The sequence below is a fragment of the Janibacter sp. GXQ6167 genome (assembly GCF_041365945.1).
Taxonomy (GTDB): Bacteria; Actinomycetota; Actinomycetes; order Actinomycetales; family Dermatophilaceae; genus JBGFSK01.
The window spans coordinates 278956-295324 of sequence record NZ_JBGFSK010000003.1; the positions used below are offsets into that span (position 1 = coordinate 278956).

The 16369-nt window shown below is 69.9% G+C and carries 18 protein-coding genes; 7 read left to right on the top strand and 11 right to left on the bottom strand.

The genetic code is table 11. The annotated features are described in order from the left end of the window. Positions 1-41 precede the first annotated feature (41 nt). From AB8K43_RS06270 to AB8K43_RS06280, 3 genes are all read left to right on the top strand, one after another. Positions 42-356: a hypothetical protein gene (locus AB8K43_RS06270; protein ID WP_370892569.1), complete on the top strand. Its 315-nt coding sequence runs from the start codon at positions 42-44 to the stop codon at positions 354-356. After that, a complete protein-coding gene (locus tag AB8K43_RS06275; protein ID WP_370892571.1) occupies positions 353-868 on the top strand; it encodes a hypothetical protein in 516 nt (171 codons plus the stop codon). Before AB8K43_RS06270 ends, AB8K43_RS06275 begins: the two co-directional genes overlap by 4 nt. A gap of 64 nt (positions 869-932) precedes the next feature. After that, on the top strand, positions 933-1427 hold the full coding sequence (locus AB8K43_RS06280) for a DUF2505 domain-containing protein (protein WP_370892573.1): 495 nt from the start codon (positions 933-935) through the stop codon (positions 1425-1427). Here the strand turns inward: AB8K43_RS06280 and AB8K43_RS06285 are convergent. The 4 genes from AB8K43_RS06285 to AB8K43_RS06300 all read right to left on the bottom strand — a co-directional run bounded on the left by AB8K43_RS06285 (position 1424) and on the right by AB8K43_RS06300 (position 5307). Further along, positions 1424-1834: a hypothetical protein gene (locus AB8K43_RS06285; protein ID WP_370892574.1), complete on the bottom strand. Its 411-nt coding sequence runs from the start codon at positions 1832-1834 to the stop codon at positions 1424-1426. The two genes, AB8K43_RS06280 and AB8K43_RS06285, sit on opposite strands and share 4 nt — an antisense overlap. Beyond that, complete coding sequence (locus tag AB8K43_RS06290; protein WP_370892576.1) at positions 1831-3279, bottom strand: wax ester/triacylglycerol synthase family O-acyltransferase; 1449 nt, start codon at positions 3277-3279, stop codon at positions 1831-1833. The genes AB8K43_RS06285 and AB8K43_RS06290 overlap by 4 nt, the downstream gene beginning before the upstream one ends. Before the next feature lie 67 nt (positions 3280-3346). Further along, complete coding sequence (locus AB8K43_RS06295; protein ID WP_370892578.1) at positions 3347-4645, bottom strand: CpaE family protein; 1299 nt, start codon at positions 4643-4645, stop codon at positions 3347-3349. Then, positions 4642-5307: a hypothetical protein gene (locus AB8K43_RS06300; protein WP_370892580.1), complete on the bottom strand. Its 666-nt coding sequence runs from the start codon at positions 5305-5307 to the stop codon at positions 4642-4644. The genes AB8K43_RS06295 and AB8K43_RS06300 overlap by 4 nt, the downstream gene beginning before the upstream one ends. Before the next feature lie 168 nt (positions 5308-5475). On the opposite strand from AB8K43_RS06300, the gene AB8K43_RS06305 reads away from it, so the two are divergent. Then, positions 5476-5691, top strand: coding sequence for a helix-turn-helix domain-containing protein (locus AB8K43_RS06305; protein WP_370892582.1), 216 nt, complete (start codon positions 5476-5478; stop codon positions 5689-5691). Positions 5692-5703: 12 nt separating this feature from the next. On the opposite strand, the gene AB8K43_RS06310 is transcribed toward AB8K43_RS06305, so the two are convergent. After that, complete coding sequence (locus tag AB8K43_RS06310; protein WP_370892584.1) at positions 5704-6246, bottom strand: hypothetical protein; 543 nt, start codon at positions 6244-6246, stop codon at positions 5704-5706. A gap of 160 nt (positions 6247-6406) precedes the next feature. Here AB8K43_RS06310 and AB8K43_RS06315 point away from each other — a divergent pair, with 160 nt between their 5' ends. After that, complete coding sequence (locus AB8K43_RS06315; protein ID WP_370892586.1) at positions 6407-7183, top strand: LysM peptidoglycan-binding domain-containing protein; 777 nt, start codon at positions 6407-6409, stop codon at positions 7181-7183. Further along, positions 7180-7734, top strand: a complete 555-nt coding sequence (locus tag AB8K43_RS06320; RefSeq protein WP_370892588.1) for an Rv3235 family protein — start codon at positions 7180-7182, stop codon at positions 7732-7734. Before AB8K43_RS06315 ends, AB8K43_RS06320 begins: the two co-directional genes overlap by 4 nt. Position 7735: 1 nt before the next feature. Here AB8K43_RS06320 and secA read toward each other — a convergent pair whose 3' ends face one another. Continuing rightward, positions 7736-10528, bottom strand: coding sequence for a preprotein translocase subunit SecA (secA, locus tag AB8K43_RS06325; RefSeq protein WP_370892589.1), 2793 nt, complete (start codon positions 10526-10528; stop codon positions 7736-7738). Positions 10529-10704: 176 nt separating this feature from the next. Here secA and AB8K43_RS06330 point away from each other — a divergent pair, with 176 nt between their 5' ends. Beyond that, positions 10705-11823 (top strand): GNAT family N-acetyltransferase, encoded by a 1119-nt coding sequence (locus tag AB8K43_RS06330; RefSeq protein WP_370892590.1) that lies wholly within the window; start codon positions 10705-10707, stop codon positions 11821-11823. On the opposite strand, the gene AB8K43_RS06335 is transcribed toward AB8K43_RS06330, so the two are convergent. The 5 genes from AB8K43_RS06335 to AB8K43_RS06355 form a co-directional block, all read right to left on the bottom strand. Continuing rightward, positions 11820-12977: a winged helix-turn-helix domain-containing protein gene (locus tag AB8K43_RS06335; protein ID WP_370892592.1), complete on the bottom strand. Its 1158-nt coding sequence runs from the start codon at positions 12975-12977 to the stop codon at positions 11820-11822. The genes AB8K43_RS06330 and AB8K43_RS06335 overlap by 4 nt on opposite strands. After that, a complete protein-coding gene (locus AB8K43_RS06340) occupies positions 12974-13642 on the bottom strand; it encodes a response regulator (protein ID WP_370892594.1) in 669 nt (222 codons plus the stop codon). The genes AB8K43_RS06335 and AB8K43_RS06340 overlap by 4 nt, the downstream gene beginning before the upstream one ends. 93 nt (positions 13643-13735) lie before the next feature. Beyond that, positions 13736-14368: a ribosome hibernation-promoting factor, HPF/YfiA family gene (hpf, locus tag AB8K43_RS06345; RefSeq protein WP_370892596.1), complete on the bottom strand. Its 633-nt coding sequence runs from the start codon at positions 14366-14368 to the stop codon at positions 13736-13738. A 140-nt stretch (positions 14369-14508) separates the two neighbouring features. Further along, positions 14509-15243: a ComF family protein gene (locus tag AB8K43_RS06350; protein ID WP_370892598.1), complete on the bottom strand. Its 735-nt coding sequence runs from the start codon at positions 15241-15243 to the stop codon at positions 14509-14511. 88 nt (positions 15244-15331) lie between these two features. Continuing rightward, positions 15332-16369 (bottom strand): LpqB family beta-propeller domain-containing protein (locus AB8K43_RS06355; protein WP_370892600.1); only part of this gene is annotated, 1038 nt, incomplete at its 5' end.

A 16369-nucleotide genomic window follows, 5' to 3' on the forward strand; every position in this document is an offset into this window, starting at 1 on the left:
ACCGTGGGGGCGGTCGGGCGACCCCAGCTATCGTGAATTCGATGTCGCCCGTGACGCCCGATGCCACCTCGGTGGCCGCCCTCGCGAGGGCCGCTGCCGACCTCTCGCGCGCCGCCGAAGCGATCGGCGATGAACTGATCGAGCATCTCGTCTTGGTCCCTGACCGGGCCACCCGACGCGCCCTCGATGAGACCGTGGACCGGGCCGTCGCGCTGGCGCGAACCATCCAAACCGACGCGGCCGATCTCGCGGGCACCGTCGACCTCGTCGCGGCGTCGCCGCGATGGCAGCCTCCGGTCGGCGCTGATCAGGCCCCGGCCGATGCCCCTTCGCAGGCGAGCGAGCGCCACCGATGAGCGGCGATCCGGCGTCGATCAGCCACCTCGCCGGGGCCTCCCTTCGCTCAGCCGAGACCCTGCGAACCCGGGCGAGGGACCTCGACGCCGCCCGCTCGGCCCTTGATGACTGGGGCGGGACGGTCGGGACGCGCCATCGGCGCCACGCGCAGGCGCTGTCACAGGCGGGCGCAGGGGCGGCGGACTGCCTCGAGGATCTCGGTCGGCGCCTGCAGCTCTACGCGACCGACCTCGCGCAGACCATGGCGCAGATCCGCCAGATCGAGCAGGCCGCGGAGCGCGCCGACCTCGAGGTGAGCGGCGGCGTCCTCGTCCCCCGCTTCGGGATCACTGGGGAGGCGGACGCGGCGCGCGCGCACGAGCGCGAGCGGGCCGCGGAAGAGCTCCAAGCCCGGTGGCGCACCGCCCTCGCGCTCGCCGAACGCCGCAATGACCATCTGCGGGCGGCGCTCGCCGCGCTCGATCGGGAGCTGATCAGGCTCACCGCGATGATCGAGCACCGGCTACCGTGACCCTGCGACGCGTCACACCGACCCCGAGCCGCGGCCGGTCGATTAAGCCCGAAGGAGATGCCTGGTGAAGATCCAGCGGACGATGGACCATCGGGGGACCCCGGCGGAGGTCTTCGAGATCATCTCCGACCCCGAGTTCCAGCAGGAGAAGGTGGCCGTCACGGGCCCGACGGCCGTGGCCGAGGTGACCCCGGGCGATGGCGGCGTCGCCATCCGGACCGAGCGGCACCTCCCGACCGATCAGATGCCCGACGTCGCCCGCCGCCTCCTCGGCGCGACGATGACGATCGTCGAGGAGCAACGGTGGGGCGCGGAGCGATCCGACGGCACCCGCCGTGGTGAGGTCCGGATGTCCGCTCCGGGCGCGCCGATCTCGCTGACCGGGCGCCTCCTTCTCGAACCCGCCGGAGCCGGCAGCCGGCTGAGCGTCGATGCCGACCTCAAGTGTTCGATCCCCCTCGTCGGGCGACAGATCGAGCAATCCGCCGAGCCCGGCGTCACGATGGGGATCGACTACGAGAGCGAGCTCATCGACCGCTGGTTGAGCGCCGAGGACTAGGGAGTCTCGCGCAACAGGTCTTGGATCTCGGTGACGTCGTACCAGAGCAGATCGTCGTATCCCTCGCCGATCCCCTGCCCGGGGTGTTCTTCGACGTGCACACTCACGACATCGGCGCGGCGAAGGGGGTCCGACAAGGAGACCGCTGAGGGCGCAGCGTCGGCTCGATCCTCCGCGCCGGCGTCGGCCGCCACGACCAGGCGACGATCGCCGGATGCAGCCCGAAGGGCGTCGGCCGCGTCGAGGGCATCGCAGAGGGCATCGAATTCGAGTTCCTCGTCGTCCGTGCGCTCATCCCTTGGCTGGCGCTCGGTGACCGCGAAGGCGGCCCGAGACGCCACGTCCTCCCCATTCGCCAGGGCGGTGAGGTCGGCCCAACCGAGGGGCACGTAGACGCGGCGGCTCACGACGACCCCTTCTTGCGTCCTCCCGAGGACCGGTGGCTCTGCAGCAGCTCGGAGAGCGACTCCTCGAGCGCGTGCGCGAGGCCATCGAGATCGGCCATCGCGTCCCGATCCCCATTGAGGCCGAAGTAGACGCCACCGTCGTAGGAGGTCAGCCCGATCGCGAGGGCCTGGCCCCGACCGAGCGGCATCACCGGGTAGGTGGCGAGCATCTTCGCGCCGCCGGCGTAAAGCGCCTGCTGCGGTCCGGGCACGTTGGTGATCACGAGGTTCGACAACCGACGCGTCATCGCTCCCCCGGCGCGGGCCCCAAGGGAGTGCAAGGTGGGTGGGGCGAAGCCGCCGAGCGAGGCGAGGGAGGCCGCATCGACGGCCCGGTCGGTTTCCATCTGCTGACGCATCGCGAAGGCGATCTGGTGCAGGCGCATCGACGGGTTGGGCTCACCGACCGGCAGGTCGACGAACGCCGCGGTCATCCGTGCGCCGGAGAAGTGCTCTCCCGACTCGTCGTAGACGCTGATCGGCACCATCGCCCGCACCGTCGTGGTCGCGGTGACCGGTTCGCCGCGCATCTGCATCCAGGTCCGCAGCGCGCCGGTGATGGTGGCGAGGACGACGTCGTGGATCGTGACGTCTTCGACATAGCGCCCACGCGCGAGGCGCGAGCGCACCGTGCGGTAGTCGGCGAGGTCGGTGCTGACAAGGACCCACCGGCGGGCCCGGCCGATCGTCGCGTTGAGCGGGGATGTCGGGGCCGGCCGCGCCCCGACCCGGGCGAGGGTCGCGGCCAGGCCGCCCGCGAGGCTAAGGACGCGTTGGCCCGCCTCGGAGACATCGCGAAGCCCATGACGGAGGTGCTCGACGGCATGGCCGGGGCTGCGCACGGCATCCGCGACGGCATCGACGACGAGGCGCAGGTCGGACGGCTCGCCCTGGGGCCGCCAGGGCGAGTTCGCGCGGATCTGTTCGGCCGCGTCGGCGTCGACCAGCAGGTGGGCGATGTCGACGGCGTTGATGCCGTCAACCATCGACTGGTGGGCCTTGGTGACGATGGCAAAACGGCCGCGCTGCAGCCCTTCGACGAGGTAGACCTCCCAGAGCGGACGGTCACGATCCAAGGCGCGGGAGGTGATGCGGGCGACGAACTCCTCGAGCTGGGCATCTCCGCCGGGGGCCGGCAGGGCCGAGCGGCGCACGTGATAACTGAGGTCGAAGGTCTGGTCATCGACCCAGACCGGGTCGGCGAGTCGGCCCGGGACATACCGGATGCGCTGGCGGTACCGCGGGAGGTCCGCGATCCGCTCGGAGATGAGGGCAACCAACTGGTCGTAAGTGAAGCCCTCCTTCGGCGGTTCGAAGATCATGACCGAGCCGACGTGCATCGGGAGGGTGGATTCCTCGGTGTAGAGGAAGGACGCGTCAAGGGCGCTCAGGCGGCGGTTCGTCACCCGGCATATGTTCTTACAAAAGCCCAGCCGTTCGCACCTCCTTCGCACCGAAGCGTGACGAGGGTCGCTATGGCGCGCGGCGCCGTCCGCCCTGCCGCCGCCGGGTCGAGCCCGAGTCCTGCCGACCAGAGATCTGGGCCGCGAGAGCCGTGAGGGCCGCTCGAAGGGGGCTCGACGGCGCGTGCTCGCCGAGCGTGCCACCGGCGAGGAGCGCTCGGTCGAGGGCCTCGGCGTCATCCGGCAGGAGGGTCACCTCCGAGACCCCAGCGAAGCGGTCGAGGGCTTCGCTCACCCTTCGTCCCGGCGAGGGCCCCACCGCCGAGGCGCGCACCTTGGTCACGACGAACTCGGGTTCGGCCGAGGCGATGGTCCCCGTCGCTTGGATCGCGCGGACCAATCGGTGCAGGCCAATGGGGTCGGCCTGCCCGATCACCAACAGCCGATCGGCTTCGGCGAGCGCGGTCAAGGTCGTCGCATTGCGACGTGGCGCGGTCGTGTCATAACTCAATTCCTCGTCGTCTTCGATCCCGAACCCGCAGTCGATGACGACGAGTTCGGCGAGCGAGCGGCCGAGAGCGAGGATCTGCTCGATCGCACCCACCCGCAGCTCGGGCCAGCGCTCGGGGGTCGGGATGCCGGTGAGGACGCGGAGTCTCGGAGTCACCTCGGGGGCGAGCCGGGCCAGGGTGAGCAGGTCCAAGGTTCCGAGCTCGGACGCGCGGGCCGCGGCCGCGACCCCGGGGGCCTCGTCCATCATCGCGAGCGCCTGGGCAATGCTCGCCCCGTAGGTGTCGAGGTCGAGGAGCAGGACGCTCGCCCCGAGTTCGGCGGCTTCGGCCGCCAGGTTGATCGCGACCGTGGTCCGCCCGGGCGCTCCCGTCGGGCCCCAGACCGCGACGATCTGCCCGCGGGCGATCGGCTCGTCGAGGTCCTCGCTCCCCGGAATCTGCGATCCGTCGGACCCGGGTTCGGCCGATTTGCCAGGTGGTGCCAGGTGGTCCGCGTCACCGGGGTGCTCGCGGGGTTCGCGCTCGAGCGCGAGGAGGAGTTCGGCGTCATCGGTCGCGGGCCGGATCACCGTGGCGATCCCGAGCTGTCGCAAGCGCCGCTCGCTCGCCTCATCGGGATCCGCGGTGGCGCCAATGACGGCGAGTCCCGCCCGCTTGAGGTGGTCGAGCGCATCCCGGTCCAGGCCCCGAAGGTCTGCGGAGATGACCGCGAGGTCACCGAGACCCGCGGCGGCAGTGGCCAGCAGGTCGGCGAGGTCGGGGCAGCGGCGGATGACGCGGGCGCCGCGGCAGCCGTCGAGGCGAGCCACCAACTCGGGCTCCCACGCTCCGGTGACCGCGACGACGACCTCGGTCACGGTGCGGCGTCGATCCGCTCGGCGACGAGCTTGAGGGCGGCGTCACTTCGGTCCAGGCTGAGCACGGCCTCGACCTCCTCGGCGGGGATGAGCAACACGACGGGTTGCGTGCGCTCACTTCCAGCGATCACGCGCCGACCGGGATCGGGGATCTCATGCACCGTGATGTGCTCGAGCGCCAACTCGTAGCGTGGCTCGGCATCCTCGCGCGTGGCCCGTTGGTCTGGAGCGGCTGCAGCGTAGACGCTCACGACCGAGCCCCGTCGGAGCCCCGTGACGTAGATGGGATCGACATGGACGGCCACCGAGCGAAGGTCGACCTCGGCCTCGGGGACCAGGGCTGCCCGCGGAATCAACTCCCCGCGCCGGACGACGCGATCGAGGACCACGCCAGGCTCGGGCCGCGTCTCGGCGCCGAGGTAGGCCCCTTCGCTGTCGCCCAACTGCACGTCGGTGCGCACCAGGTCCTGCTCGCCAAGCACCTGTCCCGGCGTCAGATCGCGCGCCGCCGCCCAATACCCCTGGCGTTCGTCGACCGCGCCGAAAGCCACGATGCCGACCACGACCGACGCCAGGACGAGCAGCACCCCGGCGAGAAGGCGCGGATCGCGCCACCCGGGTCGCGCCAGCCGCCGGGCCGAGGGTGTGGGCAGATCGGTCATGACCAAGCATCATGGCCTACCGGGTGCGTCCTGTGCCTCGCGTTATCCACACTTTTCGTCGGGCGAGCGGGTTATCCACCGCGGGAGCGGCACCGTCCCTCACGTGATGTCCGTCGCGAGTGGCACACTCGTGCCAGACCTCACGATCATCGCTGCCAAGGAGGGTCGATGGCGCGCCGCTTCATCCCGCTCACCGAGGTGTCCGAGATCCTCGACATCTCCTCGGCCCAGGCGTACGCCCTGGTCCGAAGCGGTGCCCTGCCCGCCATCAAGGTCGGTGGCCGGGGACAGTGGCGGGTGGAGTTGGCCGAGCTCGAGGCCTACATCCAACGCATGTACGACGAGACCCGTGACTTCGTCCATTCCGAGCAGGACCGGACCTGACGAGGCTCTCGCTCATCCGGAGGCGACCGCGCCGATGACCGCGAAGGGGATCACTCGGGTCGCCCGGACATTTTCGGCCCGTCGTGGCTCGTCCAGGGGGTGCTCGCTCACCACGAGGTAGTCCGCCCCCACCTCATCGATCGTGCCGTGCGTGAGGTTCGCCTCGACGTCGTAGATCGCGATGGGTCGCCGATCCCGGCTGATGGCGCGAAGGGCGTAGCCAAGGCTCAACCGTCGCGCGATCGTCGAGGATGACCTCGGCCGCGCCAGCCCCGACACGCTGACGAGCGCGGCGGTCGGGACCAGGATGAGGCGCCGCGGATCCGGTGCGAGCACGACCCACCCTTGCCCGCATTCTTCGACCACGGCCTCCACCGGCCCAAGGCCTCGCACCTGCGCGCTCACTCGCTCGCCGAGGGACCCGAGGAGCCGTTGACCGAGGGTGATCCGACCGCGCTCGGCGCGGGTCCGCTCGGCGATCTCGGCGTCGCGCTCGAGGCGCTCTTGGGCAGCGAACTGCGCCTCGATGTCATCGAAGAGCCGTTCCCACCGCACCCGACCCACTGTAGGGCGCCCCTCACGACCGCGAATCCGACGAAGCCATCACGTCCCGCCACACCCCTTGTCAGGGACGATCGAACGTGATCAACTGTAAAACGCACCAAATCGCATCAAACGCATCTATCCGACACTGTCGTCGGTGGAGGGAGCGACGATGACTATCCGCCGCCTCATGGCCCCGCTCCTTAGCGCCCTCCTCACCGCGGGCCTCATCCTTGCTACCGCTGCGGCCGCGCGCGCCGCCTTCGGTCCCGCTCCACGGCTCGAGGACGTGATCGCCCTGCTCGCCGCGGGGCTGGCCGCTGTCCTTGGCAGTTGGCTCACCGCCGTCCTGGTCGCCGAGCTCCTGGCGTGCGCGCCGGGCACGCTCGGGCGGATGGCCACTGCGCTCGGCGATCGCCTCACCCCGGCCCTGATGCGTCAGGTGCTCACGCTCGCGCTGGGCGCCGGTACGGCCGCAGTGACGTTCCCAGCACCGACCGTGGCTGCCACCGCTCTCCCCCCGAGCGCGGTCGTCCCCGCCGATCGCTCGCCTCGCGATCTGCCCGATCCCGGGTGGCCATCGCACGACGAGCGCCCTCCCGCACCCCGCCCGGTCTCACCGGATCGACCCGACCCCGGGTGGATCCCGACCACCCCAGAGCGACCCTCCGGCGACCTCACCCTGCTCGGCGAGCGCACCCAAGGGCGCGAGGAGGACGAGAGTGACCGTCTCGTGGTCGTCCGCCGCGGTGACACGCTCTGGCACATCGCTGCTCGAAATCTTGGCGAAGGCGCTACCGATGCTGAGATTGCCCGCCACTGGCCCCGCTGGTGGGCGGCCAATCGCGAGGTCATCGGTTCCGATCCGGACCTCATCCTGCCCGGGACTCGCCTCGTCCCGCCGAGCCATCACCGGGACCTCGCGCCCCAGCCCCGGGGACGGTCATGAGCGCGCAGGCCATCGACGTCCAGCCGGAGCACCTCGGCGGCGCCATCCGGGTGGTCCCCGCTCCCCCAAACCGGCCGGCGGCCCTTCCCCTTTCCAGCGGGCCAGAGGAGCGAACCGACGAGTTCTGCTACGTCCAAGACCCCCTCGGCGTCGACCTGTTCGCGGCCCGGTGTCCGACCCGACCAACCCGCCCGGACTGCACCCCACTACCGGACCCGCAGGTATGGGCCGGCCAGGTCGCCCGCGCGCTAGTGGAGGTCATGCACGGGGCCCGTCCGTCCGCCCAGATCGTGCGCTGGGTGAGCGCGGAGGTGTATTCGGCGGTCGCGCACCGCGGGGACGTCGCCGCCCGGCGCGAGTCGGCGCGCCTGATCGCCGGCCGCGCACGCACCCGCCGGGTGGTCGTGACCCGCGTGCAGGTCTGCCGCCCCCGCGAAGGGGTCGCCGAGGTCGCGGTCGTGCTCGTGGACTCCGGGCGGGTGCGAGCGCTCGCCCTTCGCCTGCGAGCGAAGGGCGGGCGCTGGCTCGTCGAGGCCCTGCAGGTCGGATGACCTAGCGGCGGCGCTTGTTCTTCTTGCGCTGCTTGCGGGCGGCGGCGCGGCGCTGCTGCCGGCTCCCGCCGCTCGCCTCGTCGCCTCCGGTCACCTCGTCATGCTCTTCGACCCCACCGGTGTCCGAGGGCGCCGAGTAGTGCAGGCGCTGCGGCTTGTCGTGGTCCTCAAGACCCTTGGCGGTGATCTCTGGGCGCGCCGACTCCTCGGCGTCCGCGCCACCGCCCAAGAGCTGATCGACCGTCATCGGCTTGGTGGCCGGTTCCGGCTCGCTCACCTGGACTTCGGCGTTGAAGAGGTAGCCGATGGCCTCTTCCTTAATCGCCTCATTCATCGCCTCGAAGAGCTGGAAGCCCTCGCGCTGGTACTCAACGAGCGGGTCACGCTGGGCCATCGCCCGCAGGCCGATGCCCTCCTTGAGGTAGTCCATCTCGTACAGATGCTCGCGCCACTTGCGGTCGAGGACCGACAGGACCACGCGCCGCTCCAACTCCCGAGCGACCTGCTCACCGAGGTCGCTCTCGCGCCGGTCGTAGGCCTCGTGAATATCGGTCACGACCTCTTCGCGCAGGTTGGCCGCGGTCAGCTGCGACAGGCCGCCGGCCCCCTCGACGAGCTCCTCCTTGGTGAAGCTGATCGGGTAGATCGCCTTCAGCGCGGTGAAGAGCCGGTCGAGATCCCAATCCTCGGAAAAGCCCCCGGCGGTTTCGGCGTCGACATACCCGCCCGCGACATCGGACATGAAGTGGCGGACCTGCTCTTCGAGGTCTTCACCGCGAAGCACCCGGCGCCGCTCGTCGTACACCACCGTGCGCTGGCGGTTCAGCACGTCGTCGTACTTCAGCACGTTCTTACGGGTCTCGTAGTTCTGGCCCTCGAGTTGGCTCTGGGCGCTCTCGATCGAACGGGTGAGCATCCGCCCTTCGATCGGGGTGTTCTCATCGATCTTGGCCGTGGCCATCACGCGGTCGACGAACCCGGCGTTGAACAGGCGCATCAAGGTGTCCTGCAGGGAGAGGTAGAAGCGAGACTCGCCGGGGTCACCCTGTCGGCCGGAGCGGCCGCGGAGCTGGTTGTCGATTCGGCGCGACTCGTGCCGCTCGGTGCCAAGGACATAGAGACCACCGAGGGCCGCGACCTCGTCGTGCTCGGCAGCGACCGCCTTTTCGGCCTCGGCGAGGGTCTCGTCCCAGGCGGCTTCGTACTCCTCCGGAGTCTCCTCCGGATCCAGGCCGCGGCGGCGCATCTCGGCGACCGCCCGGAATTCGGGGTTGCCGCCGAGCATGATGTCCGTGCCTCGACCGGCCATATTGGTCGCGACGGTGACCGCGCCCTTGCGCCCGGCCTCGGCGACGATCGCGGCCTCGCGCTCGTGGTGCTTGGCGTTCAAGACCTCGTGCTGGACGCCGCGCCGACGGAGCTGGTCGGAGAGGTACTCGCTCTTTTCGACGCTGGTCGTGCCGACGAGGACCGGCTGGCCCTCTTCGTGCCGCTCGACGATGTCGTCGACCACCGCGTCGAACTTCGCCTGCTCGGTGCGGTAGACGAGGTCGGCCTGGTCCTTGCGGATCATCGGCTTGTTGGTGCGGATGGGGACGACACCCAGCTTGTAGATCGAGTACAGCTCGGCCGCCTCGGTCTGGGCGGTACCGGTCATCCCCGAGAGCTTGTCGTACATGCGGAAGTAGTTCTGCAGGGTGATCGTCGCGAGCGTCTGGTTCTCGTTTTTGATGTTCACCCCTTCTTTGGCCTCGATCGCCTGGTGCATGCCCTCGTTGTAACGGCGACCCGGCAGGATCCGGCCGGTGTGCTCATCGACGATCAGCACCTCGCCGTCGATCACCACGTAATCCTTGTCCCGCTTGAACAGTTCCTTGGCGCGAATGGCGTTGTTCAAGTAGCCGATGAGGGGGGTGTTGACGCTCTCGTAGAGGTTGTCGATGCCTAGGAAGTCCTCGGTCTTTTCGATCCCCGCCTCGAGGACACCCACCGTGCGCTTCTTCTCGTCGACCTCGTAGTCGCCGTAGCCCTTGGTCCCCTCGCTCGGCGCGACGCCCTTATCCAGGCGGGTGACCAGCTTGGCGAACTCGGAGTACCACTTCGTCGGTTGGTCGGCGGGCCCGGAAATGATGAGCGGCGTGCGGGCCTCGTCGATCAGGATCGAGTCGACCTCGTCGACGATGCAGAAGGAATGGCCCCGCTGGACGAGCTCCTCGGTACTCCACGCCATGTTGTCGCGCAGGTAGTCAAAGCCAAACTCGTTGTTGGTGCCGTAGGTGATGTCCTTGGCGTATTCGACGCGCCGCTCCTCGGGGGTCATCCGCGAGAGGATCACGCCGGTCTCGAGGCCGAGGGCGCGGTGGATTCGGCCCATCAGCTCGGCCTGGTACTCCGCGAGATAGTCGTTGACCGTGATGACGTGCACGCCCTTACCGGTCAGGGCATTGAGATAACTCGGCAGGGTCGCGACGAGGGTCTTACCCTCACCGGTCTTCATCTCGGCGACATTGCCCATGTGCAGGGCCGCGCCACCCATGATCTGGACGTCGAAGTGGCGCTTGCCGATCGTGCGCTTGCTCGCCTCCCGGACGGCGGCGAAGGCCTCGGGGAGGATGTCGTCGAGCGTCTCGCCGTCGGCGAGGCGCTTTTTGAACTCGTCGGTCTCGGCGCGCAGCTCCGCGTCGGTCAGCTTCTCGAAGTCCTCTTCGACGGCATTGACCTGCTGAGCGATCCCCTCCAGCTTCTTCAAGATGCGGCCTTCGCCAGCGCGCAGCAGTTTCTCGACGATCTTCAAGGTAGGTGTCTCCTGGGGTGGAACCTGGTCCGGCAAGCGGGTCTTTTCCGGTTCAGCGTAGTCGCTTGACCCTGCGTAAGGGCCTAACGTCCGAGCAGCCGGGCGGGTTTCCGAGGCCGACGAAGGGGGTGAAATGGCTTTGCCCGGTTGGTCTCTGGTGCGCCAGAGTGACCGCCATGGCCGACGCCACGATCCCCCAACTGACCGGAGAACGGGTCCGCCTGCGCGCCCTCACCGAGGACGATCTCCCCGCGATCGTTGAGCAGAGCAGTGATGCCGAGGCGATCGCGTGGACGACCGTCCCCTCTCCCTACGGGCTCGACGACGCCCGCTATTACCTGGGCCTTGCCCACTCCGGCTGGTCGACGCGCACAGAGAATCTCATCTGGGCGATCGAGGAGATCGGCGCCGAAGGGGGCGAGCCGGGCCTGCGGTACGCGGGCACCATCGACCTTCGCCCCGGATCCTCCAGCGCGCACGCCTGGGAGCTCGGCTTCTCCCTGCACCCCGCCGCCCGCGGCCGAGGGTTGATGAGCGATGCCGTGCGAGTCGCCTGCCGCTGGGCCTTCGATGAGGGTGCCCCGAGCATGTACTGGTACGCCAATCGCGGTAACTGGGCCTCTCGTCGGGTCGCCTGGGCGTGCGGTTTCACGATGCATGGCCTGATGCCGGCGAAGATCGCGGCGCGTGGTGGCCCCGCGGACTGCTGGGCGGGCTCGCTCCTTCCCGGCCAGCCGATGCGCGCGAGCACCCCCTGGTATGAGCCGCCGGTCCTTGATGACGAGACCATCCGCCTTCGCCCCCTGCGCGATGAGGACGCCTCGGCGGCCGAAGAGGTGGACGACCCCGCGCACTGGATCCCCGAGGGCTCGAGCCTGACCCCGGAGCGATTCCCGGGCTTCGTCATGCGCCGGCAGGAGGCCGCCGCGTCCGGGCTCGGCGTCAGTTGGTGCATCGCCGACCGGGCAAGCGACCGGCCGCTCGGTGAGATCGGGATCTTCTTGCGGGCGGTGGGGACCGATGCGGCCGAACTCGGCTACCAGATCCTGCCCTCGGCCCGCGGGCGCGGCGTCGCCTCCCGCGCCGCGCGCCTGGTGGTGGATTACGTGACCCGATCCGTCGCCGACGGCGGTCTCGGCTTTCGCCGCCTCGTGGCCGAGACCGCCGCGGATAACGAGGCGAGCAATGCCGTCCTGCGCCGCTCAAGCTTCAAGGTCTACGGGCGGGAGCACGCCGTGGATCCGCTCCCCGATGGCAGTTACGGCGACGGCCTGCACTGGGAGCGCCCGACCTAGGTGAGGCCGAGGTGGGTCGCGAGCTCGTGCAGTTCGGCGTCCAGGGCTGCGCGGTCAGTGGATCCCCCGCGCCCGGGCTCCCAGGTCACCTGTTGGACGAGCAGGCGTCCGGCGCCGCGATCGGCCTTCAGGTCGACCCGCCCGACGAAGTCCTCGCCGAGGAGGAAGGGCAGCACGTAGTAGCCGTGCACCCTCTTCGCCGCGGGCGTGTAGATCTCGATGCGATAGCGAAAGCCGAAGAGGTCCTGTAGTCGCTGCCTCGTCCAGACCATCGAGTCGAAGGGCGAAAGGAGCGCGCGGGCGTTGGTGCTGCGGGGGCGGCGCGCCTCCGGGTGGAGGTAGGCCCGACCCCATCCCTCCACCTGCACGGGGACGAGTTCACCCGCGTCCACGAGCGACGCGATCGCCGGGGCGGCCTGAATCCGTTTGAGCCGGAAATAGTCCGCCAGATCGGCCTCGGTGGCGATGCCGTGCGCCCGCGCGGCGATCCGGACCAGCTCCCGACACGCCTCGGCCTCGCTCGGACGCTCTCGCTCGAGCCAGAGACCTGCATCCGCGGGCGGGACGACCCGAGCGAGGCTCGCGTACCGCCTCTCGAACTGCGCGGTCCGCCCCGCCGAGGAGATCTGTCCGCCCCAAAACAGGTGCTCGAGGGCGCATTTGACGAGCGACCAGTTCCATCCCCACTGGGTGCGCTCGATCGGGCGGTCATGGGCGAGCGCGGCCTCCACCTGCCGAGCGGTCAGGGGGCCGCGACTCACCACCTCCTCGCGCACGGCCTCGACGAGCGCGGGGTGCTCCGTGGCGACCCGCCTCATCCCGCCCCACGACTCGGCATCGGCGCGCCGCATCCGATGGTCAAACAGTGGCCAGGTGGTCGGCGGGACCAGGGCGGCCTCGTGCCCCCAGTACTCGACGAGCCGCCGCGGGGCCTCGTCGCGTGCCCGGTCGACCAGCCCCCGGTCATGCGGCCCGAGCCGGGAGTAGAAGGGCAGGTAGTGACTGCGAGCGAGGACATTGACGCTGTCGATTTGGACAATGCCGACCGTCGCGATGACCCGCGCGATCTGGCGCATGGTGACCGGCCCCAGCGGGCGGGGTCCGGCGAGGCCCTGAGCGGCGATCGCGATCCGCGCGGCGGCGGCTCTCCTCATTCGGCGGGCTCATCCGGATCGATGAGGTGGGTGCGCACGGCGTACATCGCTGCTTCGACGCGCGAGTGAAGTTGCAGCTTGTCGAGGATATTGCGCACGTGATTCTTCACGGTGTTCTCGGAGATGTAGAGCTCGGCGGCGATCTGCCGGTTCTTCCGACCGCGCGCCACGAGGGTGAGCACCTCACGCTCGCGCTCGGTGAGGTCCGAAGCGCGCCCCGGAGCATCCCCGCGGCTCAAGTTGGCGAACTCCGCGAGCAGAGAGGCCGCCATCGATGGGGGGATCGGAGACTGCCCGGCCCGCACCGCCCGCACGGCGCGGCCGACCTCGTCGGGCGGGCTGTCCTTCAACAGATACCCCGATGCTCCGGCGCGGATCGAGGCGAAGAGGTCCTCCTCTTCGTGCGAGGAGGTCAGCATCAGCACCCGGGTGCTCGGGCAGATCCGGAGCACATCGGCGCAGACCTCGATCCCGGACTGGCGCGGCAACCACAGGTCCATCAAGACGACATGGGGGCGATGACGGCGCACCGCCTCGATCGCACCCGGCCCGTCCCCGGCCTCGGCCACAACCTCCAGGTCGTCTTCGAGATCGAGAAAGGTCCGCAGGCCCCTGCGGTAGAAGGCGTGGTCGTCGACGACCACGACTCGGGTGGTGCGCTCCACCACTAGTGAACTCCTCGTCTCCTCGGCCTTACCTTAGCGAAGGCGCCGTCCCCTCTCCGGAGGGCAACGGCGCCTTCGCTCAGGCTGGTCTGGTCACTCGACCTCGGCGGCCTCATCGTCGAGATCGAGGTGGATCACGCCATAGGACCACCCGTGTCGGCGGTAGACCACGCTCGGGCGGTCGTGATCGCTGTCGTGGAAGAAGTAGAAGTCGTGGCCCACGAGTTCCATATCCCGCAGTGCCTCCTCCAGGGTCATCGGGCGGCTCTGGTGAACCTTCTCGCGGACCTCGATCGGGGAATCACCGATCGCCCCGAAGAGGTCGGGGGTCTGGTCCTGATCGGGCTCGGGCGAGGACTCGGTGACCTCCTCGGGCAGCGCTGCCGTTGCTTCGGCCACCGACTGCGGGGTCCGTCGACCGCGGTGGACCCGGCGCCGGTCGTGGGCGCGGCGCAGTCGTTCGATGAGCTTGTCGGTGGCGAGATCCACGGCGGCCTGGCGATCGTCATGGCTGGCCTCGGCCCGGATCACTGGCCCCTTGGATCGGCAGGTGATCTCCACGCGCTCGCTCTCCTTGGCGCGGCGCGGGTTGGCCTCATGGCGCACGAGGACCTCGACCCGTTGCATCTTCGGTTCGAGGTGGGGCACCTTGGCCAGCTTGACGTCTAAGTACTCGCGCAGCCGATCCGAGATGGTGACATTGCGTCCGGTGACGACGATCTCCACGTGGGCCTCCTTAGCCGACGAAGCGAGCGGCAAACCCCCTTCGCCGCCCGCCGGGGTGCGCGCGGGACGTGGCCGTCACGCGCGAGAACCCCTCGCGTCATCACCGCTGGGCGGCGAGGCGAGGGGTCCATGACGACACGTTAGTCGGCTGCCACACCTTTGGGTAGGCGATGGGCCCCGGATCCTCGTCGGGCCGCGAGCACGGTCGCGGCCCGCACCTCCCCTGCCCCTGCTTCTCGGCACGCCTGCGCGCACGCCGCGAGGGTCGCCCCGCTCGTCACGACATCGTCGACCAGCACGACGAGGCGGCCCGCCAGCACCGGTCGTCGTCGTCCGCGCACGCTCACCGCCGAGCTGATATTGCGCCAGCGCGCATCGCGGCCAAGTCCGGCCTGGTCCGCCACTCCCCGAGCGCTCGTGAGGGCATCGAGCAGGATCGGCCCCTTCGGGACCTGCCGCAAAGCCAGTTCGCCCATCGCGCGAACCGGGTGATCGCCGCGGGCCCGCTTGGTCCGGGGCGCCGATGGAGCGGGGATGACGAGCGCGCCCGGCGCATCGCGGCCGAGGGCCCCCGTCAGCGATCGCGCGAGCAGCGTCCCGAGGATCGGGAGCAGGTCGCGGCGGCCGCCATCCTTAGCGGCCCGCACGACTCTCGCGGAGACCCCGAGATAGCGACCCCAGGCGTAACAGACGGGCCACGCTTCCGGGCACGGTTCAGGCCGAATGGCGAGCGCGGCATCGTGGTCTCGGACGAATCGCAGATCCGCGAGCGCGCGGAGGCAAGGCTCACAGACCGCCGATCCGGGCCGCCCGCAGCCCCCGCAGGACTGCGGCAGGATCAAATCGATCAGGCTGGCTCCGAGGCGCTCTCCCATCGCGGCCATGCTGGCCGCTTCGCACCCCGCGAGCCGAACGACCTGCCGCCGGTGTGGATGGTGAGGCCAAAGGACGAGAAGCGGTGGATTACCGCCCGGCGACGGCGACGGTGGCCCCCTTCGGCAGGGTGAGGCGGACGAATCGCTGACCACTGCGCTGGTAGACGTGGCCGTTACCGCTGCCCACCACGAGTTCTTGCGGTCCGGCGGTGGTCGTCACCGACTGGGCGTCCGGAACCCTCGGCAGCGCGGTGATCTCACCGCCGACATCGCAGAGGAAGGCCCCCCGGGGCTCGTTCGCCGCTCGGCGCGCGATGACGGCGATCTGGTGAGCGGTCGTCCAGACGATGTCGACGAGGTCGACCAATCGGGTCGCGACCCGCAGGGGCTGCCCCGAGGTGCCAGTGGGCAGGCCATTGGCCTGGCGGGTGATCCCCGCGACGTCGAGGCGCGCCCCGCCGGATGCGCTCGACAGGACCGCGATCCGCGATCCGTCCGGTGAGACATCCAGGGCCCGGACGCGGCGGCCAGCGAGCCAGCCGATCGGGATGTGCGCTGGCCGCGAGCGAGGATCGCTCGGATCGACCGTCGCGTTGATCGCCCAGACCCGGATCGACTCGGTCGCGCCGCTGCCGCGACCACCGACCCAGATCACCCCGTTACCGTCATATCGGGGTCGCACTAGGCGGTCGGCGAAGTAGGGAACCCGCACGCTCGAACCATCGTCGCGCCATCTCATCAGTTCGGTACCGGAGGTGTCCACGCCCGTCACCTCGGCCCCATCGGCCGATAGGGCGATCTGACGCCAGTCCCGGCCGATCGGCGGGAAGGGGCTGCTCGCGTCGCTCAGTTCGTCCTCGGTCAGCGAGAGCAACCGGCCAGCGGCGACCGGGACCGCTTGGGCTCGATCCCAGACCACCGCCTTGGCGTCGCGGGCGATGGTGCGCTCGACGAAACCCAACTGTTCGGGCGAGGTGAGCGGAGGCTCGACATTCGGCAGCTGGATGAGTTGGCCCTCCACCGAGAGCTCCACGTCGGCGACCCCGGGCAGTTGCATCAAGGTGGCGACGAACTGCGCCGCGAGATTGGTCCGCACGGTGACGTCTTCGGAGAGGCCGGCCGCGGG

Bases quoted from the DNA above. Each gene is read 5' to 3' on its own strand.
- AB8K43_RS06315 (WP_370892586.1), top strand. From the start codon at position 6,407: ATGACTATCCGCCGCCTCATGGCCCCGCTCCTTAGCGCCCTCCTCACC.
- AB8K43_RS06350 (WP_370892598.1), bottom strand. From the start codon at position 15,243: ATGGGAGAGCGCCTCGGAGCCAGCCTGATCGATTTGATCCTGCCGCAG.
- AB8K43_RS06305 (WP_370892582.1), top strand. From the start codon at position 5,476: ATGGCGCGCCGCTTCATCCCGCTCACCGAGGTGTCCGAGATCCTCGAC.
- AB8K43_RS06330 (WP_370892590.1), top strand. From the start codon at position 10,705: ATGGCCGACGCCACGATCCCCCAACTGACCGGAGAACGGGTCCGCCTG.
- AB8K43_RS06275 (WP_370892571.1), top strand. From the start codon at position 353: ATGAGCGGCGATCCGGCGTCGATCAGCCACCTCGCCGGGGCCTCCCTT.
- AB8K43_RS06335 (WP_370892592.1), bottom strand. From the start codon at position 12,977: ATGAGGAGAGCCGCCGCCGCGCGGATCGCGATCGCCGCTCAGGGCCTC.
- AB8K43_RS06320 (WP_370892588.1), top strand. From the start codon at position 7,180: ATGAGCGCGCAGGCCATCGACGTCCAGCCGGAGCACCTCGGCGGCGCC.
- AB8K43_RS06300 (WP_370892580.1), bottom strand. From the start codon at position 5,307: ATGACCGATCTGCCCACACCCTCGGCCCGGCGGCTGGCGCGACCCGGG.
- AB8K43_RS06270 (WP_370892569.1), top strand. From the start codon at position 42: ATGTCGCCCGTGACGCCCGATGCCACCTCGGTGGCCGCCCTCGCGAGG.